Origin of the sequence: Bradyrhizobium sp. 179 (assembly GCF_023073535.1) — a bacterium.
Lineage (GTDB): Bacteria > Pseudomonadota > Alphaproteobacteria > Rhizobiales > Xanthobacteraceae > Bradyrhizobium.
In genome coordinates, this window is record NZ_JADPJR010000160.1 from 163,905 (window position 1) to 186,676 (window position 22,772).

Annotated in this window: 17 protein-coding genes and 1 pseudogene; 6 read left to right on the forward strand and 12 right to left on the reverse strand. The window is 64.9% G+C overall.

Annotation, left to right across the window (positions count from 1 at the left end; all coding sequences use genetic code 11):
- Positions 1-43: 43 nt before the first annotated feature.
- Positions 44-1,669 carry an MFS transporter gene (locus IVB12_RS37310; RefSeq protein WP_247307962.1) on the reverse strand — a complete coding sequence of 542 codons (1,626 nt, stop codon included), beginning with the start codon at positions 1,667-1,669 and terminating at the stop codon, positions 44-46.
- A 339-nt stretch (positions 1,670-2,008) separates the two neighbouring features.
- On the opposite strand from IVB12_RS37310, the gene IVB12_RS37315 reads away from it, so the two are divergent.
- Positions 2,009-2,680 carry a response regulator transcription factor gene (locus IVB12_RS37315; RefSeq protein ID WP_247307965.1) on the forward strand — a complete coding sequence of 224 codons (672 nt, stop codon included), beginning with the start codon at positions 2,009-2,011 and terminating at the stop codon, positions 2,678-2,680.
- Between the two features lie 29 nt (positions 2,681-2,709).
- Here IVB12_RS37315 and IVB12_RS37320 read toward each other — a convergent pair whose 3' ends face one another.
- Positions 2,710-5,550: a tetratricopeptide repeat protein gene (locus IVB12_RS37320; RefSeq protein ID WP_247307966.1), complete on the reverse strand. Its 2,841-nt coding sequence runs from the start codon at positions 5,548-5,550 to the stop codon at positions 2,710-2,712.
- 197 nt (positions 5,551-5,747) lie between these two features.
- On the opposite strand from IVB12_RS37320, the gene IVB12_RS37325 reads away from it, so the two are divergent.
- From IVB12_RS37325 to IVB12_RS37340, 4 genes and pseudogenes are all read left to right on the forward strand, one after another.
- Positions 5,748-6,167 (forward strand): organic hydroperoxide resistance protein, encoded by a 420-nt coding sequence (locus tag IVB12_RS37325; RefSeq protein ID WP_247307969.1) that lies wholly within the window; start codon positions 5,748-5,750, stop codon positions 6,165-6,167.
- 34 nt (positions 6,168-6,201) lie between these two features.
- Positions 6,202-7,230, forward strand: coding sequence for an alpha/beta hydrolase (locus IVB12_RS37330; RefSeq protein WP_247307972.1), 1,029 nt, complete (start codon positions 6,202-6,204; stop codon positions 7,228-7,230).
- A 71-nt stretch (positions 7,231-7,301) separates the two neighbouring features.
- Positions 7,302-7,865 carry a cytochrome P460 family protein gene (locus tag IVB12_RS37335; protein ID WP_247307975.1) on the forward strand — a complete coding sequence of 188 codons (564 nt, stop codon included), beginning with the start codon at positions 7,302-7,304 and terminating at the stop codon, positions 7,863-7,865.
- A 1-nt stretch (position 7,866) separates the two neighbouring features.
- Positions 7,867-8,687: pseudogene (locus IVB12_RS37340) on the forward strand (SDR family NAD(P)-dependent oxidoreductase).
- Between the two features lie 12 nt (positions 8,688-8,699).
- On the opposite strand, the gene IVB12_RS37345 reads toward IVB12_RS37340, so the two are convergent.
- The 6 genes from IVB12_RS37345 to IVB12_RS37370 form a co-directional block, all read right to left on the reverse strand.
- A complete protein-coding gene (locus IVB12_RS37345; protein ID WP_247307977.1) occupies positions 8,700-12,209 on the reverse strand; it encodes a PAS domain-containing hybrid sensor histidine kinase/response regulator in 3,510 nt (1,169 codons plus the stop codon).
- Between the two features lie 172 nt (positions 12,210-12,381).
- Positions 12,382-13,611, reverse strand: a complete 1,230-nt coding sequence (hemA, locus tag IVB12_RS37350) for a 5-aminolevulinate synthase (RefSeq protein WP_247307979.1) — start codon at positions 13,609-13,611, stop codon at positions 12,382-12,384.
- 339 nt (positions 13,612-13,950) lie between these two features.
- Complete coding sequence (locus tag IVB12_RS37355) at positions 13,951-15,012, reverse strand: MBL fold metallo-hydrolase (protein ID WP_247307981.1); 1,062 nt, start codon at positions 15,010-15,012, stop codon at positions 13,951-13,953.
- A 283-nt stretch (positions 15,013-15,295) separates the two neighbouring features.
- Positions 15,296-17,437: a HAMP domain-containing methyl-accepting chemotaxis protein gene (locus tag IVB12_RS37360; protein WP_247307985.1), complete on the reverse strand. Its 2,142-nt coding sequence runs from the start codon at positions 17,435-17,437 to the stop codon at positions 15,296-15,298.
- A gap of 164 nt (positions 17,438-17,601) precedes the next feature.
- Entirely contained in the window at positions 17,602-18,327 is a 726-nt protein-coding gene (locus IVB12_RS37365; RefSeq protein ID WP_247307988.1) for an outer membrane protein, read from the reverse strand.
- Positions 18,328-18,551: 224 nt separating this feature from the next.
- Positions 18,552-18,872, reverse strand: coding sequence for a hypothetical protein (locus tag IVB12_RS37370; protein WP_247281732.1), 321 nt, complete (start codon positions 18,870-18,872; stop codon positions 18,552-18,554).
- A gap of 184 nt (positions 18,873-19,056) precedes the next feature.
- Between IVB12_RS37370 and IVB12_RS37375 the strand changes: the two genes are divergently transcribed.
- Entirely contained in the window at positions 19,057-19,341 is a 285-nt protein-coding gene (locus IVB12_RS37375) for a hypothetical protein (protein WP_247307991.1), read from the forward strand.
- Here the strand turns inward: IVB12_RS37375 and IVB12_RS37380 are convergent.
- The 4 genes from IVB12_RS37380 to IVB12_RS37395 form a co-directional block, all read right to left on the reverse strand.
- On the reverse strand, positions 19,267-20,292 hold the full coding sequence (locus tag IVB12_RS37380; protein ID WP_247307993.1) for an AEC family transporter: 1,026 nt from the start codon (positions 20,290-20,292) through the stop codon (positions 19,267-19,269). The genes IVB12_RS37375 and IVB12_RS37380 overlap by 75 nt on opposite strands.
- A 120-nt stretch (positions 20,293-20,412) precedes the next feature.
- Positions 20,413-20,622 carry a hypothetical protein gene (locus tag IVB12_RS37385; RefSeq protein WP_247281729.1) on the reverse strand — a complete coding sequence of 70 codons (210 nt, stop codon included), beginning with the start codon at positions 20,620-20,622 and terminating at the stop codon, positions 20,413-20,415.
- Positions 20,619-20,792, reverse strand: coding sequence for a hypothetical protein (locus IVB12_RS37390; protein WP_247307996.1), 174 nt, complete (start codon positions 20,790-20,792; stop codon positions 20,619-20,621). Before IVB12_RS37390 ends, IVB12_RS37385 begins: the two co-directional genes overlap by 4 nt.
- Positions 20,793-21,151: 359 nt before the next feature.
- Positions 21,152-22,771, reverse strand: coding sequence for an ABC transporter ATP-binding protein (locus tag IVB12_RS37395; protein ID WP_247307999.1), 1,620 nt, complete (start codon positions 22,769-22,771; stop codon positions 21,152-21,154).
- Position 22,772: the final 1 nt, after the last annotated feature.

Consider the following 22,772-nt stretch of genomic DNA (forward strand, 5'->3'; position numbering starts at 1 on the left):
CGCGGAGACCGCGGCCGGTTCGTGTTGTCGACTGTGCTTTCGATCAGGTCGCCTTGATATCGACGTCCTTGGTCTCGGGCAGGAACAGGAAGCCGATCACCACGGTGATGGACGCGAAGATGACCGGATACCAGAGACCTGCATAGATATCGCCCGTCGAGGCCACGATGGCGAAGGCGGTCGCGGGCAGGAGGCCGCCGAACCAGCCGTTGCCGATGTGGTAGGGCAGCGACATCGAGGTGTAGCGGATGCGGGTCGGGAATAGTTCGACCAGCATCGCCGCGATCGGGCCGTACACCATGGTGACGAACACCACCAGAATGAACAACAGCCCGACGACTGCCGCCACCTGCGGGCGGAAGATGTCGAACGGGTGCGCCATCTTCACGATACCCGCATCGCCCGCCTTCGGGTAACCGGCGGCCTGCACGGCGGCGAGGACGGCCGGGTTGCTGTCCTTGGCGTTCGTGTACGGAACCTCCTTGCCGTTCACCATGACCTTCACGCCGGAGCCGGCCGGGCCTGGTGTGGTCGAGTACTTGACCGACGACTGCGACAGGAAGGCGCGTGCGGTGTCGCAAGGCGCGGTGAAGACGCGGGTGCCGACCGGGTTGAACAGGTCGCCGCAGCCTTTTGGATCTGCCACCACCTCGACCTTGGTCTGCTCGATGGCCTTTTCCAGCGCCGGATTGGCGTTGGTGGTGATCATCTTGAAGATGGGGAAGAAGGTCAGCGCCGCGATCAGGCAGCCGCCGAGGATAATCGGCTTGCGGCCGATCTTGTCGGAGAGGATGCCGAACACGATGAAGAAGCCGGTACCGAGCAGCAGCGACCAGGCGATCAGGAGGTTGGCGGTGTAGCCGTCGACCTTCAGGATCGATTGCAGGAAGAACAGCGCATAGAATTGGCCGGTGTACCAGACCACGCCCTGGCCCATCACGCCGCCGAGCAGGGCGAGCAGCACGAGCTTGCCGTTCTGCCAGTTGCCGAAGGCCTCCGTCAGCGGCGCCTTCGAGCTCTTCCCCTCGTCCTTCATCTTCTGGAAGATCGGCGACTCATTGAGACGCAGCCGGATCCAGACCGAGATGCCAAGCAGCAGCACGGAGACCAGGAACGGGATGCGCCAGCCCCAGGTCGCAAAATCGGCTTCGCCGGTCGCGGTACGGGTGAACAGGATCACCAGCAGCGACAGGAACAGGCCGAGCGTCGCCGTGGTCTGGATGAAGGAGGTGTAGTAGCCGCGCTTGCCGTTCGGGGCGTGCTCCGCGACATAAGTCGCCGCACCGCCATACTCGCCGCCGAGCGCCAGACCCTGGGCGAGGCGCAGCGCGATCAGGATGATCGGAGCCGCGATGCCGATGGTCGCCGCGTTGGGCAGCAGGCCGACGATGAAGGTCGACAGACCCATGATCAGGATGGTGACGAGGAAGGTGTATTTGCGGCCGACGATGTCGCCGATGCGGCCGAACACGATCGCGCCGAACGGGCGCACCAGGAAGCCGGCGGCGAAGGCCAGCAGCGCGAAGATGTCGCGGGTTGCGGGCGGATAGGCCGAGAAGAACTGGGCGCCGATGATGCTCGCCAACGAACCGTAGAGGTAGAAGTCGTACCATTCGAAGACGGTACCGAGCGAGGAGGCGAGAATGACGAACCGTTCGTCCTTCGTCATCCCTCCCGCGCCCGTCTGAGACACTGCCATTGTCGACATGTTGAGTCGCTCCCCGAAATGCGTTTCCTCGCGCCCCAGATGCCCGGACGTGCCGGATCAATCCAGGTCTTGCTTGCAAGGTAACATCGGCGTGAAACCCGCCCCAATACGACTTTCGGCTTTGCGCACTGACCCGCGCCTGACGCTCCGGTCTCGGGCGCCGGTGCGCAACCGTAAAGGCTGGGATTAACCCCTTTGCGACAAAGGGATAATGTGCACTTGCATGCCATGGCCGCTCGGGGAAGAATTGACCGCCGCGGCGTTGACACGCCTCCCGCCGCGAACGACAGCAAGAGAACGATGAACGCTCCCTCAACCCATCTCGTCATTGCCGATGATCATCCGCTGTTCCGCGACGCGCTGCGGCAGGCGGTGGCGGGCGTCCTGACTTCGGCCAGGATCGACGAGGCCGGATCGTTCGAGGAGCTGACCAAGCTGCTGGAACAGGCCTCCGACGTGGATCTGGTCCTACTCGACCTCTCGATGCCTGGGATCTCCGGCTTTTCCGGCCTTATCTATCTACGGGCGCAATACCCGGCGATTCCGGTCGTGATCGTCTCGGCTTCCGACGACAGCGCCACGATTCGCCGCTCGCTCGATTTTGGCGCCTCCGGCTTCATCCCCAAGCGTTTCGGCGTCGAGACGCTGCGCGACGCCATTCTCAAGGTGATGGAGGGCGACGTCTGGGTTCCCGCGGACACCGATCTGTCGGCCGCCGCCGACCCCGACATGACGCGCCTGCGCGACCGTCTGGTGACGCTGACGCCGCAACAGGTCCGGGTCCTGATGATGCTGTCGGAGGGCCTCCTCAACAAGCAGATCGCCTATGAGCTCGGCGTCTCCGAGGCCACCATCAAGGCGCACGTCTCGGCCATCCTGCAAAAGCTCGGGGTCGAGAGCCGCACTCAAGCCGTCATCGCCGCCGCGAAGATCGCCGGTGGCCAGTGGAAGCAGGGCACGCCGACGGGGTGAAGCGTCCCCGGGGGTGCGCACAGTCCGGCCTACATCATCGCCAGCAGCCTGTTAGCGGCGGTGATATCCGTCGTCTCGGAGCCCTTGGCGAAGCCATCGAGCGCTGATTGAAGCAGGCGTTTCGCGTGCTCTCGCCGGCCCCGTTCCGCAAGGATCTCGGCGAGATCGATGGCCGCCCGCAGCTCCCAGGCTTTTGCACCTCTGTGGCGGCTCAAATCCAGCGACTGCATGAAATGGGCTTCTGCTTGCTCAGCGTTGGGCTCTGGCAGCGACAACAGGACTCTGCCCTTCATGCGCAGCAGCTCAGGCATGTAGAGGTGGTCGCCGCCTCGCTCGACAAGGCGAATCGCCTCGTCGACCAGGCGCGCACCCTGCTCGATCTGTCCGATTGCCAAGAAGCCCTGAACCATCGCGGCGTTGAAGGTCGTAGTGAGCAGCTCGTAGCGGGCATCGTGGAGCTCGTGCAGACAAGCCCTGATCGTCTCGAGGCCGTCAGCGGCGTTTCCCCGCCGGATTGCCAGCTCGCCTTTGACGCCGCGGCCGACCGCGAGATACGGGCCCATCGAGCGCGATTCGGCGTGTGCGATGAAGCGGTCGATGTTCGCTTCCGCGTCGTCGAGGTCTCCGTTCCAGAGGTCGATCGAAACCGCCCAGATCAGCGCGATGCAGAGCGTGATCGGATGATCCATTTGCGCGGCTTCGGTGACCGTCTGTCGCGCCAGCTGCTGCGCCTGCGCCGGCCGGCCCTGCAACCAAAGCTCTCGTGCAAGCGAAATGCCGGCCCGGTTGCGATGATCGAAGCCGTAGACCGTGCTGATCCGTTCCGTGCCTGGCCCCAGCCAGGCAGCCTCCAGCATGGTCAGCGCATCGTGATGCTCGCCGGCCAGATGCAGCGAGACGCCCAGAAGCGAATGGGCAAGTGCGGTCGAAGCCGCATCGCCGAGCGCCTCGGCAACGGTGAGGCTCTGCTGGGCGTAACGGAGTGCGGCATCGAACTCTCCCATCCGCTCGTGGAAGATATGCATGCGGCCGAGCAGTTGGAGCTGGTTGATCTCGTCGCAACGGCCCTCGGCGATCGCAAGGCTCCGGCTCAAGGCGGCGCGCGCCGCTTCGCTGCCGCCCCGCGTGAACATCAAGGTGAGGCCGAGGGCAGCCTGGATGTGCATTTCCTCGGCGCTACCGCGCGAGGAGGGATCGATCGCAAGCAGCGCCCGCTCCGACCAGCGCCGGCATTCGATCAAGAGCGACATTGCGAGGAAGATCGGTGCCGCCGCAGCGACGAGCGCCATGCCGATGCCGACGTTGCCGTCCGTGCCGAAGCACCAATCCAGCGCGGCGCGCACGTTGTGAAGTGCGGAGAGGTGGATCGCCCGTTCGTCGGCGCTCGGCACGGTGGCCCAGGTCGAGCCTGCCTGCTCCAGCCATTGCCGGTAGTAGGTGGCATGGCGTCCGGCGAGCCCCGCGTCGTTCGGCTCGATCTCGAGCAAATAGGCGCGCGTGGTGTCGAGCAGCCGGTAGCGCATCATGGCGCCAATCGGTCGCGGCGCCACCATGGACTTGGCGACGAGGCTGTCGATGGCGTCGAACAGGTGGGAGCGATCGACGCGTTCGTCCGGGACGACCTCGAGCGCCGCGTCGATGGTGAAGTGCCCGGCGAACACCGCAAGTCGGCGCAGCACCAGGCGCTCGGTGTCGGTCAGGAGCCCGTAGCTCCAGTCCAGGGTCGCCTGCAACGTCTTCTGCCGCGGCGGCGCGGTGCGCTGGCCCTGCCAGAGCAGATTGAGGCGTTCGTCTAGCAGCGTAGCCGTCTGCTCCAGGCCATAGGCCTCGACCCGGCCGGCGGCGAGCTCGATCGCCAGGGCCATGCCGTCGAGCGTGCGGCAAATCCTTGCGATGATCGCGGCATTGGCATCGTCGAGCGCGATCTGCGCGCCGCTGGCCGTGGCACGTTCGAGGAAGAGTTGAAGTGCGGGATAGGTCCGCGCCGCAGCGACTGTTAGTCTTGAGCCATCCGGCGGAACAGCGAGCGGCGCCAATCGATAGACTTGCTCGCCCTCGACGCGTAGGGCTTCGCGGCTCGTGGCCAGGATATGGACATGCGGCGCGGCGTGGAAGATCTCCGCAGCCAGCGGGGCCACAGCAGCGATGACGTGCTCGCAATTGTCGAGGATCAGCAGCATCCTCTTGTTACCGAGGTGCGCGAGCAGCGCGGGTAAAGGATCGTCGGTCTGCGCCGGCAAGCCCAGCATCAGCAGGATCGAGGTGATCACGAGATCGGGATCGCTGAGCGCGGCAAGATCGACGAAGTGTGCGGCATCGGCGAAGGTCTCGAGCAGGTCATGAGCGATCGCGACCGCCACGGCCGTCTTGCCGACGCCGCCGGGACCGGCGATCGTGACGAAGCGCGAGGCGATGAGCTTGTCCGAGACGGCGGCGATCGCATCGTCGCGTCCGACCATCCGTTGCAGCCGGTTCGGCAGCTTCACCGGCGACAGGCCGCCTCGCGATGCCAGGCGCCGCTCTGCCGGGATGGCCGCCCGCGAGATCGGCGCCACAAAGCAATAACCGCGGCCGGAGAGCGTGGTGATGTAGCGTGCGCCGTCCCTGCCGTCGCCGAGCGCCTTGCGAAGGGCTGCGATTTGAAAGCGCAAACTGGCTTCTTCCACGGTCAGGCCGGGCCACACCAGCGCCATCAGATCCCACTTGCTGACGACCTCGTTCGGCCGCGACATCAGCGCGATGAGCAGGTCGAAGGCTTTCGCGCCGAGCGGCAGCGCGACGCCGTCGCGCGTCACCATCCTTGCGTGCGGTGTCACGGTGAATGGCCCGAACGATAGGGTTTTTGCCGCAGACCCGGCCGGTTCAGTCATGACGAATCCTGATGCTTTCCAATGGACTCGGTAGCAGATGGCTGCGATCCAGCAAGGCGCCTGCCTGCATCGGCATCAGACCGTGGATGCAGCCCTTGTGAGGCGAGCGAGCTGAGACCTCACAACTTCTCACAACTCCAAACGGGTGTCCTGCAGCAGCCGCTGCTAGTCAGTTGCGCAATGGCAAGGAGGCCTTCATGACGCAGGCGGCAAAACTGCTTTACACGGCGAAGACACACACCAGCGGCGGTCGACACGACGGCATGTCGCGCAGTTCCGACGGTCGGCTTGACGTCAAGCTGTCGCCGCCGGGTAGCGCAGGCATCGGCACCAATCCCGAGCAATTGTTTGCGGCCGGCTGGTCGGCCTGTTTCGAAGGCGCGATGGAGATCGCGGCGCGCAAGCGGAAAATCGATCTTCCCAGGAAATGCGCGATCGATGCGGAGATCGACCTCGTGCTCGACGAGGACGCTTACTCGCTGAGGGCGCGCCTCAATATCAGTCTGCCGGGTCTCGATCGCGAGGTCGCACGCGGCATCATCGATGAAGCGCATCAAACCTGCCCCTATTCCAAGGCCGTCCGTGGCAACATAGACGTCACGGTCGCGCTGATCTGACGCACTATCACCCACCATCAGCAAGGTAGCCACCATGAAGCAGATCATCGACCAACATCGCCGCCAGTTTCTCGGCGTCGCCGCGGGAACCGTTGCCGCCGGTCTCGGCGTGATCGAACTCGCCCGCGCCCAAACGGAAGCGTCGCGATCCCAAGCATCGAACGCGTCCTTCGGTACGATCAAGCAGACCGATGCCGGCGTGCTCAATGTCGGCTATGCGGAGGCGGGTCCCTCCAACGGGCCCGTGGCGATCCTGCTGCACGGCTGGCCCTACGACATTCACGCCTTCGTCGATGTCGCGCCGATCCTGGCAAAGGCCGGCTATCGTGTGATCATCCCTTACCTGCGCGGCTATGGTACGACGCATTTCCTCTCCAGCGAGACGCCGCGCAACGGCGAGCCGGCGGCAATGGCTGCCGATATCATTGCGCTGATGGACAAGCTCGATATCAAGACGGCCGTCGTCGCCGGCTTCGACTGGGGCGCGCGCACCGCGGACGTCATCGCCGCGCTGTGGCCGGACTGCTGCCGGGCATTGGTATCGGTCAGCGGCTATCTGATCTCCAGCCAAGCCGCGGGCAACGCGCCGCTGCCGCCGCAGGCCGAACTGCAATGGTGGTACCAGTTCTATTTCGCGACCGAGCGCGGCCGCGCCGGATACGAGAAGTACACGCATGATTTTGCCAAGCTGATCTGGAAGCTCGCCTCGCCGCAATGGAAGTTCGACGACGCCACCTTCAATCGAAGCGCAGCAGCGCTCGACAACAAGGATCATGTCGCGATCACGATCCACAATTACCGCTGGCGGCTCGGGCTTGCCCATGGCGAGACGAAATACGAGCATCTCGAAAAGAAGCTCGCGGCAGCTCCCGTCATCGACGTGCCAACGATCACGATGGAGGGCGACGCCAACGGCGCGCCGCATCCCGACCCGAGCGCCTATGCCAAGAAGTTCTCAGGCCGATACGAGTTTCGCCTGATCACCGGCGGCGTCGGCCACAATTTGCCGCAGGAAGCACCGCAAGCCTTTGCCAAGGCCGTCATCGACGCCGACCGCGCCTGAGCATTTGTCAGCACCTCGGTCCAGCCAGGCTGGACCAAGGATCGCCCCTCGTTCCAGCTTGATGAAACGTCATGACAACAACCGAACCTGAAAAGAAGAAGTCTCCCTACCCCACGATGGTCGTTCTGGCGGTGGTCCTCCTCGTCGTGCTCCTGACCTGCGTGCCGTATCTCGTCACGGTCGCCTTCGCGGAAGGTCCGGCGGACCGCAGCGCGGCGGACGCCTCGCCGATCTTCGGGGTCACGATTCCGCCGGGCTACAAGCAATGGGAGCTGATCGCGCCGGCCGAAGAGGCGGCGCCGCTCGACGAGCTTCGCGCTGTCGTCGGCAACCAGATCGCGATTGACGCTTACCACACGGGAAAGCTTCCGTTCCCGGACGGCACCGTTCTGGTCAAGCGCGCCTGGAAGCGGAAACAGTCCCCTGAATTTGCGTCCGCGACGATTCCCGGCGCCGCAACTACGGTTCAGGTGATGGTCAAAGACTCCAAGAAATACGCCTCAACCGGCGGCTGGGGTTTTGGTCGCTTCGTCGACGGCAAGGCGGTCGATGAGGCCCAGCACCGCACCTGCTTCTCCTGCCACGAAGCCCGTGCCAAGAGCCGAGACTACGTCTTCACGCGGCTGGCCCCCTGAAATGTCCAAGATCTGGTTCATCAGCGGCGGCTCGCGCGGGCTCGGCCGCTCCATCGTGGAGGCGACGCTCGCGGCGGGAGATCGCGTCGTCGCTTCGGCCCGGGACCCAAAGCCGCTCGAACCGTTGCTTGGGCGCTTCGGCGAAAGGCTTCGGCTTGCAACCCTCGACGTGACCGACGAGGCGGCAGCGCAAGCGGCGCTCGGCCTGGCCGTGGAAGCCTTCGGTGGCGTCGATGTTGTCGTGAACAATGCCGGTTACGGCGATCTCGGATCGGTCGAGGACACGAGCCTGGACTCGTTTCGTCAGCAGATCGAGGTCAACCTGATCGGCACCATCATCGGTACCAAGGCGGCGATCCCCGTCCTGCGCCGGCAAGGCCGCGGGCACATCGTGCAAGTCTCATCCGTTGGCGGGCGCATTGGTGCTCCGGCTCGCGCGGCCTATTCGGCCGCGAAATGGGGGATCGAGGGCTTTTCGGAGTCCTTCGCGAGAGATGGCGCTGATCGGTGTGCAGGTGACAATCGTCGAGCCCGGCGGCTTCCGCACCGGCTTTGCCCAGACCGCGCATGCGACCGGCGAGGGGCGAGCCGAGTACGACCTGGTTGTCGGCGCAGCCGTCAGGATGCAGCGCGATTACGATGGCCGCCAGCCCGGTGACCCGGCCAAGGCTGCAGCACTTGTGCTGAAGCTCGTCGACATGAAGCGTCCACCTCTGCGGATCGCCCTCGGAAGCGACGCGGTGAACGCGATCGCGGCGACGGACAGGCTTCGGCTCGAAGAGCTAGAGAAATGGCGCGCTCAGTGTGTCGACCGACTACTGACCGGCCCCGCATTCATTCCGCCGCGACCATCTGCTGCGTGCGCCACTGACCGAGCAGGGCGCGCAGCGAGGCCGGCTTGACCGGCTTGTTGAGCACCGCGACCTTTTCATCCCGCGCGGCGACCTGCACGGCGGGGCTGCGGTCGGCGGTGATCAGGATCGCGGGGATGCCGTCGCCGAAGCGGCGGCGGATGTCGCGGATGGCGGCAATGCCGTTACCGCGATCGAGATGATAGTCGACGAGCAGGCCGGTGACGCGCCGTCCCGCGGCTTCGATCGCCGCCATCGCGCCCTCGGGATCGGCGACGGCGATAACCTCGGCGTCCCACGCTTTCAGCAGCGTGCGCATGCCGTCGAGGATCGCCGCATCGTTCTCGATGCAGACGATCAGTGCGCCCGAGATCGGCGTGCGTGCCAGCGGCGTCGCGCTGGTCACCGCCGCCGTGTGGGTGATCGCCTTCGCCGTCGGCACCGTCACGGAGAATACCGAGCCGCCGCTTGCATTGCTCTCGATGGCGATGCCGTGCTTGAGCACGCGGGCCAGCCGCTCGACGATCGAGAGCCCCAGGCCAAGGCCGCGTGCGATTCGCGCCCCCTGCTCGAGGCGATGGAATTCTTTGAAGATCTCGCCGCGCTTGACCGGCGGGATGCCGACGCCGGTATCGTAGACGCAGATCTTGAGCGAGGCGCCGTGACGACGGCAGCCGACCAGCACGCGGCCTCGGGGGGTGTACTTGATCGCGTTGGAGATCAGATTCTGGAGCAGGCGCCGCAGCAGCAGCCGATCCGACTCAACGGGCAACGAGCAGGGCACGAAGGCAAGCTCCAGGCCCTTGGCGCGCGCGATCGGCGCGAACTCGATCTCCAGCGAGCGCATCAGATCGGCCATCTTGAAGCTCGTGATCGAGGTCGTCATCGCGCCGGCGTCGAGCCTGGAGATGTCGAGCAGCGCGCCGAGGATCTCCTCGATGGCCTGAAGCGACTCGTCGATGTTCTCGACCAGCCGGGTCTCCTCGCCATTGTGCTGGCGCTCGACAAGGCTGGTGACGTAGAGCCGCGCCGCGTTCAACGGCTGGAGAATGTCGTGGCTGGCGGCGGCGAGGAAGCGCGTCTTGGAGATGCTGGCGTCCTCCGCCGTGCTCTTGGCCAGCGCCAGCTCCGAGTTCAGCCGCGTCAGCTCCTCCGTGCGGTCGCGGACGCGCTTTTCCAGCGTCGCATTGGCGCGCTCCAGCGCTTCCGCCGCCTCGAAGGTGGGCGTGACGTCGGTGAAGGTGATGACGAAGCCGCCGCCGGGCATGCGGTTGGTGAGCACCTCGATCACCATGTGGCGTTCCGGCAGGCGTTCGAGATAGGGCTCGCTGTCGGTGGTGTAGGCGGCCAGCCGCCGCTCCAGCATGGCCTCGCGCTCGACCGGGTCGTCCGGATCGCTGACGCCGATGAACTCCAGGATTTCGCGAAGCGGAGTGCCGAACTGAATGAAATGCGGAGGAACGTTGAGGAGATCGCCGAACTGCCGGTTGGAGCAGATCAGTTGCAGATCGGCGTCGAAGACCGCGATGCCCTGGCGTACATGGTTGAGCGCGGTCTGAAGGATCTCGCGGTTGAAGTGCAGCGCTGCATGGGAATCGTCGAGCAGTTTCAGCGCGGCCTTCGCCGAGACCGTCCGCTTGCGCAGCAGGAGCGACATCACGAGCCGCGAGGACGCGGCTCCAATCGACGAGGCGATCAGGTGCTCGGCATGCTGCAACAGCTCGAAATCGGCGGGCGCTCCGGGTTCGAGCCGGACATTGCGCCGCGCCGAGAAAGCCTCAAACGAATGGCGGGCGCGGTCGGGCCCGAGATATTGCGCGACCGTGGTCTGGATGTCCTGCACGGTGACGGTGGTGCGCCAGCGGCGCAAGCTCGGGGAGATCGGCGCGAGCGTGTTGGGGACAAACAGATCGGCCTGCACCAGCTCGATCGAAGATGGCCGGCGCGCGAGCGAGAGCAGCACATAGGTGAGAATATTGAGCGACAGCGACCAGATGACGCCATGCATCAGCGGCGGCAGGTCGGCGCCGAACAGCGCCTGTGGCCGCAGCGCCTCGATTCCGAACGGGCCGTGCTGGAGCAGCAGGATTCCCGTCGTCGAGGAATCCATGAAGCTCGGAACGAACAGGGTGTAGAGCCACACCACGAAGCCGACCAGCATCCCGCCGATCGCACCGCGCGCCGTCGCCCGTCGCCACAGCAGCCCGCCGAAGAAGCTTGGTGCAAGCTGGGCGATGGCGGCAAAGGACAACAGGCCGATCGCTGCGAGCTGGGTGTTGCCGAGCGCGCGATAGTAGAAATAGGCCATCACCATGATGGCGAAGATCGCAAGTCGCCGCGAGCGCAGCAGGAAATCGCTGAAATCGGCGCCGCCGGTGCGTCCCTCCGGCCGACGTTGCAGCACCAAGGGCACCACGAGGTCGTTCGAGACCATGATGGAGAGCGCGACGCACTCGACGATCACCATCGCGGTCGCCGCCGACAGGCCCCCGACGAAGACGGCGACGCTGAGCAGATCCGCGCCGCCCTCCATCGGCAGGGCCAGGACGTACATGTCGGGGTCGGCGGCGCCGAACGGGAAGGTCACGAGGCCGGCAATCGCGATCGGGATCACGAACAGATTGATGGCGACGAGATAGAGCGGGAATAGCCAGCGCGCGCGGCCGACTTCGGCGTCGGACGAATTTTCGACGACGCTGACGTGGAACTGGCGCGGCAGCAGCATGATCGCGCACAGCGACAGCAGCGTCATAGTCAGGAAGTTGCCGATCGACGGCGAGTAGTTGATGGCGCGCACCGCCTCCGGCGTCTTCATGGCGCGCTCGATCAGTTCCTGCGGCGAGAACATCCAGAAGGTGACGAAGATGCCGGCGGCGAGGAAGGCGACCAGCTTGATGATGGATTCGGTCGCGACCGCCAGCATCAGGCCGTGCTGATGCTCGGTGGCGTCGGTCTGGCGGGTGCCGAACAGCACGGCGAAGGCCGCCATCGCCAGCGTCACCATCAGCGCCATGTCGCCGAGGATCGGGATGTGGGAGAAGGCCTGGTCCTCGCTCAGGATCGTGCCGAGCGATGAGGCGACCGCCTTGAGCTGCAGCGCGATGTAAGGCACCGAGCCGATGATGGCAATCAGCGCCACGGTGGCTGCCACCGCTTGGCTCTTGCCGTAGCGCGCGCCGATGAAGTCGGCGATCGAGGTGATGTTGTGGGCTTTGGCGAGCTGGATGACGCGCCGGAGCACGCCGGCGCCCAGTCCGATCATCAGGATCGGGCCGACATAGATCGCCAGGAAGTCGGTCGAGGTTCGGGTGGCGAAGCCGACCGAGCCGAAGAAGGTCCAGGAGGTGCAGTAGATCGCCATCGACAGCGGGTAGATCAGCCCGGAGGCGCGGCCGGGCCCGGCCGGCGAGCGACGGTCGCCATGGCTCGCCACCAGGAACAGAAAGCCGATGTAGCCGAAGGCGGCGGCGATCACGCCCCAGTCGTGCAGCATGGCGAGCGCGCTTCTCCCTGGGCGCTGGCAGCGCCCGATCTCATTTTCCTAGCAAATCTAGCGCGTTGCGCGGTCGCAAGCGACAGCGAAATGCCCGGTGGAGCCCGGAACTGGAGTTGTCGTTAAGGTGCTTGCGGCAGGGCTCCCCTTCAGGGGAGGGTGGAAGCGAAGCCTACTCCGCCGCCAGCGGCTTTTGGCGCAGCGGCAGGCCCAGGCGGTCCCACACTTGCAGCAGGGCTTCGGCGAGCTGATCGATCAGACCGTCGTCGTGATAGGGCGAGGGCGTGATGCGCAGCCGTTCGGTGCCTTTGGCGACGGTCGGATAGTTGATCGGCTGGATGTAGATGCCGTGCTCCTCGAGCAGAAGGTCGGAGGCCTGCTTGCACTTCTCGGGATCGCCGACGAACAGCGGCACGATATGGGTGTCGCTCGACATCACCGGCAGGCCGGCGGCATTGAGGATCGCCTTGACGCGGGCGGCGCGGTCCTGGTGGCGCTCACGCTCCCAATTCGAGGTCTTCAGGTGCTTGATCGCGGCGGTCGCGGCCGAGCAGATCGCCGGCGGTAGCGCGGTGGTGAAGATGAAGCCCGGCGCATAGGAGCGCACGGCGTCGATGATCTGACCGTTGGCGGCGATGTAGCCGCCGAGGCAGCCGAAAGCTTTCGCCAGCGTGCCTTCGAGGATGTCGATGCGATGCATGACGCCGTCACGCTCGGCAATGCCGCCGCCGCGCGGGCCGTACATGCCGACCGCGTGGACCTCGTCGACATAGGTGATCGCGCCATACTTTTCAGCGAGGTCGCAGATCTTGGCGAGCGGGGCGATGTCGCCATCCATCGAATAAAGGCTCTCGCAGGCGATCAGTTTCGGCCGATTCGGGCCGGCCACTTTCAGCAGCTCTTCAAGATGGGCAAGGTCGTTGTGGTGGAACACAACCCGCTCACAGCCGGACTGCCGGATGCCCTCAATCATCGAATTGTGGTTGAGCTCGTCCGACAGGATCAGGCAGTTCGGAATGAGTTTTGCGATGGTGGCGATGCCGGTCTGGTTCGAGACGTACCCCGAGGTGAACAGAAGTGCGGCTTCCTTGCCATGGAGGTCGGCCAGCTCGGCCTCGAGCTGGACCAGCGGATGATGCGTGCCGGCGATGTTGCGGGTGCCGCCGGCCCCGGTGCCGACGCGGGTTGCGGTCTCGACCATGGCGCCGACCACCTTCGGGTGCTGACCCATGCCGAGATAATCGTTGGAGCACCAGATCACGACGTCGCGTTTGCCCTTCGGCGAATGCCAGACCGCGTGTGGGAACCGGCCGGCCGTGCGCTCGAGGTCGGCGAACACGCGGTACCGCCGCTCGGTGTGAAGACGGTCGAGGGCGGAACTGAAGAACTCGTTGTAATCCATCGGCAAACCTGCAGCGGAACCCGGCCCAAGGCGGCCGTTCAATTTTTAGAGCTTTTCCAGCTCCGATGTCCATGCACCTGCTCACATTTGCGGCAAGGCGGAGCGTGCCAATTGATAACGCCGGCCCAGCCGCGATTGTTGATTTGGATCAAGTGCCTAGCGCACGCGGGCGGCCGGGACCGGATTGTCGGGAAGGTGTGGCTGCCGTGGACATTTTGTCCATGGTGCACGCTCCTGTATCATTGCGGAGCCGGCCGCGCCGACGCCATCGCCTCAAGCTGCGCTTCAATTCGGCGTCTCCCCGCAAGCGGGGTGCAGGCGGGGAGAGGCGAAGGCAACTCAGGTCGTCCTGAACTGCAACACGCCGTCTTGCGTCTCCGCCCTCAGCCGGCCCTCGACGATCATGTAGTTGACGTGGGCGACCAGTTCGCCGGCGGCAAAGCCCATCTGATGCTCGTCCAGCACATGCTTGTTGAACACGACGGGCACCAAGGCGCGCGAGGTTTGCGGCACCTCGCGGCAGGCTTCCGCGATCAGGCGGCAGCGCTCCTCGTGATGGTCGGCGAGCTGTTTGATGCGGGTCTTCAAGCCGTAAAACGGCACGCCGTGGCCAGGCAGCACCAGCACGTCGTAGGGGAGCGTCGTGGTGAGGCTGGCGAGCGAGGCCAGATATTCGCCGAGCGAGTTCTGGTCGGGCTCGACCGCCCAGACGCTGACATTCGGCGAGATCTTGCTCAGCACCTGGTCGGCGGAGAGGAACAGCTTGTCGTCGGCGCAATACAGCATCACCTGGTCGAGCGCGTGCCCGCCGCCGGTGATCACCTTGAAACGGCGTGAACCGATCACGACGTCGTCGCCATGGGAGATGCGGCGGTAGGACGGCGGCAGCACGGAGACGCGCTTGAGATAATCCTGACCGCGGCCGAGCAGTTTCTCGGTGAGCGATTCGTCCATGCCATGGCGGCGGAAGAACAGCCGCTGCGCCTCGCGTCGCTCCTCGGTGCCGCGGTTCTGGTGATAGACTGATTGCAGATATTCGACCTGCGACATCACCAGCGGGCAGTTGAACCGTTCGACGATCCACCCGGCGAGACCGACATGATCGGGGTGCGAGTGGGTGACGATCAGCCGCGTGATGTTGACGCCTTTCAGCGGGCCCTCGAACAGCTTTGTCCAGGCCTCGATCGTCTCCTGGTTGCCGAAGCCGGCATCGATCATGGCATAGCCGTCGACGTCGGCGAGCAGGTAGATGTTCACGTGATTGAGGCGGAACGGCAGTTTCAGCCGCGCCCACAGCACACCGGGCCGCACCTCAACCACCTCTTCGGGGCCGGGATGCTGTTCCCAGGGGTAGCGCAAGGCCTCGGCCGAGGACTGCGCGGTGTCGGTTTTCGAATTCATGCTACCGGCTTAAACCCGCGGCGCGCGGGGCGCCAGCCGAAAAGGATGGGAGTCGACCGTCGCATGGCCGTCATACCGGTGGTTTTCCGTGATGTGGGACGCTCGTGCTCCGAACTCGGTCACCTCTCCCGCTTGCGGGGGAGGTCGGCGCGTAGCGCCGGGTGGGGGCTCTCTCCGCACGGGGATATTCTCGACACGCGGCGACAACCCCGTTGCGAAGATACCCTCTCCCCAGCCCTCTCCCGCAAGTGGGAGAGGGAGCGCAGCCCCGAGCCGCAGGCGTCTACGCCGCGCGCATGTTGTTGAGGAACGCGTCGATCTCCCCGCGCAGCATGTCGGCCTCGCGGCGCAGTGCATCGGAGGCGTTCAGCACTTCGCCTGCCGCAGCGCCGGCCTCGGCAGACGCCGTGGAGACGCCGACGATGTTGCTGGAGACCTCGCTGGTGCCGCCGGCGGCGTGCTGGATGTTGCGGGCGATCTCGCGGGTAGCGGCGCCCTGTTGCTCGACCGCAGCCGCAATCGTCGTGGTGACGTCGTTGATCTCGCCGATGATCCGGCCGATGCCCTGGATGGCACCGACCGCCGAGGTCGTTATCTCCTGCATGCTGGCGATCTGGGTGCGGATTTCTTCCGTCGCCTTGGCGGTCTGGCTCGCAAGGCTCTTGACCTCGGACGCGACCACTGCGAAGCCGCGGCCAGCCTCGCCCGCGCGTGCCGCCTCGATGGTGGCGTTGAGGGCGAGCAGGTTGGTCTGCGAGGCGATGGTCTGGATCAGATCGACGACGACGCTGATGCGGCTCGCGCTGTCGGCGAGACTCTGCACCGTCGCGTCAGTGGCGCCGGCCTCGTCGACCGCCTTCTTGGCGATCTCCGCCGAGGTCACCACTTGACGGCTGATCTCGGCGATCGAGGACGACAGCTGCTCGGTGCCGGCTGAGACCGTCTGCACATTGACCGAGGTTTCCTCCGCGGCGGAGGCGACCGCGTTCACCAGCGCGTTGGACTGGTCGGCGGTATTCGACATGCTCTGCGCCGTCGATTGCATCGAATTGGCCGATTGCGCGAGATTGTCGAGCGCGGAGCGCACCGTGCTTTCAAACTCGGCGATCTTCGCCTCCATGCGCGCGGCACGTTCGGCTTTCGCGGCACGATCCTTGTCCTGCTCGCTGGCCAGCGACCGGGCTTCGATCATGCTGTCGCGGAACACGTGAAGCGTATCGGTCATCGCGCCGATCTCGTCATTGTGCTTCGCGCGTGCGATCTCGGTTTCGAGATCGCCGGCCGAGAGCAGCTGCATGGCGCGCTGCAGGCCGCTGATGCGGCGGAGGATGTTGCGGCCGACATAGAGCCAGACGAACAGCGCCGAGCCGACCAGCATCATGGCGCCCAGAGCTAGCATCGCGGTCGTAGCGAGCGAAATCTCCTGCTGCGCCTGGAAGGTCGACGTGTTGGTCTCTTTCTGCACGGCGTCGACGAGCTGCTGCACGCTGATGCCGAGGCCGACATTGAGCTTGCGGGTCTCGTCCAGGATGGTCTGGCCGTAATCGACGGAATCGAGCTCCTTCTCGCGCAAATTGAATACGCCGGTCCTGCCGGTGCCGAGCGCGAGCAGCTTTTCTGCCGTCTCGCGCAGCATCTTGTTGCCCTGATTGTCTGGCAACAGATCGAGGTTGGACCGCAGGCGCCCCTGTGCCGTCTTGAATTCCTTCTGGATGTCGTCGAGCTTGTCGCTCGTGTTCGCCGAGAGCGCCGCGCTCATATCGGCGGCTGCGAGATTGCCGCTGGCGACGACGTTGCCGAGCTGGCCGACGGTCTGCGCGGCGTCGGTGGCATCTGCAGCGGACAGGTCGGCAGAGCCGAGAATGGCGTTGACTCGGGTCTGCGCGTCCAGCATCGCCGGACTGGCCGCGCGGACGAACGCGCCCTGCGCGTTGCGTAGCGCGTCATATTGCTTGTCATGCAGGGCCGCAATGTCCAGCCGTTCGCGGGCAGCCTTGGCCAGGCTCTGGGCCGCTTCGTTGATGCTCTTCATCGTCTCGCTGAGACCAGAGACGACGGCCTTGTCGCCGCCGAGCTCGATGATCTCGTTGAGTTTCTGCTGCGTCTGCTCCTGCAATTCCTTCAGCTTCTTGGTGCGCTCGTTCAGGGCGTCCTCGGTTTGAGCCGCAAGCAGGGCAGGTCCCTGTGCCGCAAGGCTGGCGCTCAAGGCCGACAATTGCAGGCTCGCGGCAAGGCGCGGAATGTCCCGTCCGCTCAGTTCAGTCATGCGCCCGCCGAGTTTCTGCAGCGCCAGGCCGGCGCCGGCCGAAATCACGAGGCCCATGCCGGCGATCACTGCGAAGGCCGCGAACAGGCTGCCGCGCACGCCCCATTTCGGCAATTTGAAACGCGGCTTGAATCGGCCGAGACTGAAACGGATCGCCATCGAAATTCCCCCACGCCCTTGCTTCTGTTTTGTGGCCGGGAGTATCGGGCACGCCGGTTAAAAAATCGCAATCTGTGCAATCGGTTGCGCGCGTTCCGCAGGGCGAAAAAAAGAAGGGCCGGCAACATCGCCGGCCCTTCGTGATGATAACGTTTTGCTAACGCTCAGTAGCGCGCGACGGCCGGGCTGGCCCAGTTGAAGCGGTAGTTGATCCCCGCCTTGACGGTGTGGTCGTCGGTGGTGAAGTTGCCGGTGCCGACCAGCGGGCCCGCGGTGAAGTGCGCGTCGCCGAAATTGTAGTACTGGTACTCGGCCTTGGCCGACCAGTTCGGTGCGAACATGTATTCGAGGCCGGCGCCGACGGTGTAGCCGTTGCGGTGATCGCCATCGATGATGAAGCCGGACGGTACGCCGCCGACCATCACTCTCTCGTTGTTGTCCGAATAGGCATAGCCGCCCTTCACATAGAGGAGGCCCGGACCCCAGGTGTAGCCGACCCGGCCGGTGATCGAGCCGAGCCCGCGCTGGTCGTTGGTGTAGGCGATGCCGCCCGGGAACACCGCGCCGACGCTGCCGGAGAGCCAGGAATACTGGCCTTCGACGCCGACCACGAAGTTCGGGTTGAACTGCCAGTCCGCACCGACCTGCACACCGCCGAGGAAACGGCCGTTGCCATTGTTCCCCGTGGAGAGACCGTTGAAATTGTTGTCGCTGGAGAACGCGCCGCCGACATGGCCGCCGATGTAGAAACCGGTCCAGTTGTAGATCGGTGCCGCATAGGCCGGCGCGGGTGCCTTGTAGTAGTTGCGGTTACCGAGATCGGCCCCCACGGCCGGCGCGGCCGCGCCCAGCACGAGCAGCGCAACGGTCGCAAACAGAATCTTCTTCATCGTCTTGAACTCCAACACGTAAGGTCCCCGGCAGGCGCGCTTTCGCGCCGTCGTTGGTTTTGCAGATAGCTCGCTTTTGACGAAAATGCTGTCACATGCGTGACACAGCGGGCCCCAACCTAACCTATTGGGCCCCAAATGATTTTCGTGCTTAATGGCGGCTTAAGAAATGCTGAAGGAAGGCTTAACTTCGCCCGTCGCCGGTAACTTGCGGGCGCCTCCTCTTAACCAAGACGTCGCCGCGCCTCGTCGCGCATCTGCGCGCGAAAGGCCGCGCGCTTTGCCGGGCGGTCTTCCTCGCGCACGTCGTGACGATCGAAGATGTCGAACTTTTCCAGGATCGGATACCGCTCGCTCGCCATCGCGAGCACGCGCAGCACCTTGGTCGCCGCCGGTGTCGGGCCGCTGACCTCCCAGCGCCTTATCGTCTCGGCGCCGCCTTTCTCCGGCAGCCCGCATAGCCTGGCCATGTCGGCCGCGGTGAGCTTGCGCTCAAGGGCGTCGGAGAGGTCGTTGCGGAGTTGCTTCAGTTCGGCGCCGGTCATGCTGCTTGCGTCCAGGAAAGTCACTGAAGCCAATGCACTAGCGCTGATTCGGGTTCATCCGAAGGCGGCGAGCGCGCAGCCCCCGGCACGTTCGCGCGCGCACGGAGTTATGAACGCAGACCTATGGAAATTTTCCGATGAATGAACACTTGGCATACCGGGCACGGGGCGAAAGGATCAGGCCATGACAACCATCAAACTCGCCATTGCCGCACTCGTCACTGCCGGGCTGCTTGCCGTGCCCTTTGCGGCCGAAGCGAAGAAAGCCCGGTCGAGCCGACATTACAGCACCGGTGTGGTGGCGCCGACCAATAGCGGTGCCGGAACGCCGTCAGCGCAGCCGAGCGCGTCCTATGGGTCGTCCGGACAGACGGTCGGCACCGTCACGGCGCCGTCAGTCGGCTCGTACAATTGGCCCTCGGTCGGCGTGACCAACTCGGTCCCCACCTGGAGCAACACCACGAGATAGACCGATGCCGGTCAGCGGGGCGCCAATCGCGAGGCCGGAGAGCAGATAGAGCGCGACCAGCAACGTTGCGATGGACAGCATCGTCGTGATCGAGACCGTGGCCGCAACCAGCTTCTCCTCGACCTTGTGCTCATGCGCGAGGACGTACACGGTTTTCGCCGTCGGCACGGCCGCGCAGACGACGGCGGCGACCGTGTAGAGAGGATCGAGGCCCAAGATCACGCAGAGTCCGTAGACGATCAGAGGCATGATCACCAGTTTCACCGCCGCGAGCGCAAACGATGCCTTCAGGTTGGATCGCAGGCCCTCGACGGACAAACCAAGCCCGATGGCAAACAGCGCGCAAGGCGTGAGCGCTGCAGCGATCATGTTCAGATAGGTCGCGACCGGCGCCGGAATCGGCAAGCCCGTGATCGCCCACACCAGCCCAATGAGCGTCGACAGCACCATCGGGTTGAGCAGGATCTGCTTTGCCAGTCCCGTGGGATGCGCGGGCTGGTGCGGGTCGCGTCCTTTCAGGAGGATGACCGTGATCGGAAACATTACGGCGGCCACGAACACTGTCGCTACTGCGGCGGGCAGGACGGCGGGCTGGCCGTAGATCGCGTGCAGGATCGGCAGCGCGACAAACCCGGTATTGGTCATTGCCGCCGCCATCCCATGAATGGTGCTGCTGGCGATATCGTGCTTGCCACCCGCGCGGACTGCCAGAAACACCAGCCCGAAGCAGATCAGTGAACCGCCGCCGAATGCGAGCAGGAAGCGCCATTCCAGCAGGTTGCGGGCCGGCTCCCGCGCGATCGTGACGATCAGCAGCGCCGGCATCGCCACGTTGTAAGCAAAGTGCACCAGCGCATCGGCAAGCGAGCGGGAGAGATAGCCGAACTCGCCTGCGAGCCAGCCGGTGACGATGATCGCGAATACGGGAAGAACGAGGCTGGCGACCTCCATCCGGCTTCCCCTCATTGACGAACGGCGGCGAGGTTAGCCCAGCGATGGATTGTCGTCACTGCGGGATTTAATGGAGCCGTCCCGGGTGATCGTCAATCGCAAAGGACGAAATCTTCCTCGTTAGATTCCCCTCCGGTCCTGCTTCCCAATTACGCAACGCCATGCCGCCAGGCGCTCAGCCGGATGCTGGTTCATCCATTCCGCAAGCTGCGGGGCGCCCATCAGGCAGGACTGCACCGAGACCTGAGCAAAGTCCGAGCTGGTGACAATCTGCTCGTGGCAATTGGTCGGGGAGGAGAGACTGCAAAGCACGGCAATGATCTTGATCACGAGAGGTTATCCCTGTCGCCGCCGCTGATCGTGCGGCCCGTTGCTTTATCCTGCCCATCACTGACCGGATCGGATGGCGGAAAGATGCTGTCGTAGATTGCGCGTGCCTCCTGAATGAGGCGCGCGCGCTCGCGCTCGGATCTTGAGACAAATCGAATAATTTCGCCCATGTTGGCTCCGAATATCAGTGGGGCAAGCAGGTCATGAGATGACGATGATCATCCTAATCGCATCTATGGCGTCCCCTCGGCTTTGAAACGGCGTCCCGTTCACGACGGAATAAAAAACCTGTGACCGCGCGGGCATCCCAACGCCGGGGTGTTCTTGCGCCAGGTACGGGGGCCGTTCACCGCTCTTATCGCGCTGCTGCAATTACCGCGCGAGCGGACGCCGATGACAGCTTACTCTTGCCGCACCGGCAAGGCAGTCTCTGCAAAGCAAATGCCGATCGACCAAATATGTTTCGCCGGCATCACGTGCAAGTTTTTGGAACAATCTTGCAGCTCGGCGAACTGGTCACGACCATCGTTCATGCCGCCGGCGCGCGCGCCTTCCGCCCCGGTACCGCCGCCAGCAGTTCACGCGTATAGGCGTGCTCGGGCGCGGCGAAGAGCTGCGCGGTCTGCTTGAGTTCGACGATGGCGCCGCGCTGCATCACCGCGATGCGGTCGCAGATTTGCGCCGCGACGCGCAGATCATGGGTGATGAACAGCATCGAAAGGCCGAGGCGCGCCTTGAGGTCTTCGAGCAGCTTCAACACCTGCGCCTGCACGGAAACGTCGAGCGCGGAGACGGCTTCATCTGCGACGATGATCTCGGGCTCGAGCGCGAGCGCGCGCGCAATGCCGATACGCTGGCGCTGGCCGCCGGAGAATTCGTGCGGATAGCGCTCGAGGGCGCCGGCGTCGAGGCCGACCATCCTGAGGAGATCGCGAGCGCGGTCGAACGCGACCTTCGGATCGGTGCCGGCCGCGATCGGGCCGTCGGCGATGATGTGGCCAATCTTGCGCCGCGGATTGAGCGAGGCGAACGGATCCTGGAAGATCATCTGGATGCGATGCCGTTCGGCGCGCAGCGCCCTGCCCGAAAGAGAGGTGAGATCGGTGTCGCCGATCCGCACCGTGCCGCGGTCGGCTTCGATCAGCCGCATCACGAGCCGTGCCACCGACGACTTGCCGGAGCCGGATTCGCCGACGAGGCCGAGCGTCTCGCCCTTGAGGATGTTGAAATTGACCTCGCGCGCCGCCTCGACGCGGCGGTCCTCGCGAAACCAGCCGCCCGACGTGACGTAGGTCTTGTCCAGTCCGTTCACCTCGACGGCGTGGGCCTGATCGTCGAGCGGTTTGCGCACCGGCGGGTCCATCGACGGCACGGCGGCGAGCAGCGCCTTGGTGTAATCGTGCTGCGGATCGTGGAAAACCGTCGCAGCGGGACCTTCCTCGACCACCTTGCCGTGTCGGAGCACCACGACCTGGTCGGCGATGTCGGCGACCACGCCGAAATCGTGGGTGATGAACATCACCGCCATGTTGCGGTTGCGCTGGAGATTGCGGATCAGATCGAGAATTTGTCCCTGCGTGGTGACGTCGAGCGCGGTGGTCGGCTCGTCGGCGACCAGCACCGCGGGCTCAAGCGCGAGCGCCATCGCGATCACGGCGCGCTGGCGCTGGCCGCCGGAGAGCTGGTGCGGGTAGGCGCGCACGATCCGCTCGGGGTCGGGCAGGCCGACCTCGCGCGCCAACGCGAGTGCTCTTGCGCGCCGCTCCTTCGGCGTGAGCAGGCCATAGGCCTCGAACATCTCCACGATCTGGTCACCGATCCGCATCAACGGATTGAGCGCGGTCATCGGTTCCTGAAAGATCATCGCGAGCCTGCGGCCGCGCAGATCGCGCCAGCCGTCGTCGCCCAGCTTGAGCAGGTCGCGACCTTCGAACTGGACCTCGCCGGAGGCGACCGACACGGTGTCCGGCAACAAGCCCATCAGCGCATGCGCGCACATCGACTTGCCGGAGCCGGACTCGCCGACGACGCAGACGATCTTGCCGGGCTGCAAATCGAGCGAGACGCCGTCGACGGCGAACGGACGCTCGGCGCCCTTGGGCAGCGCGATCCTCAGGTTCCTGATGGAGATGGCGGGCGGTGCGGTCATC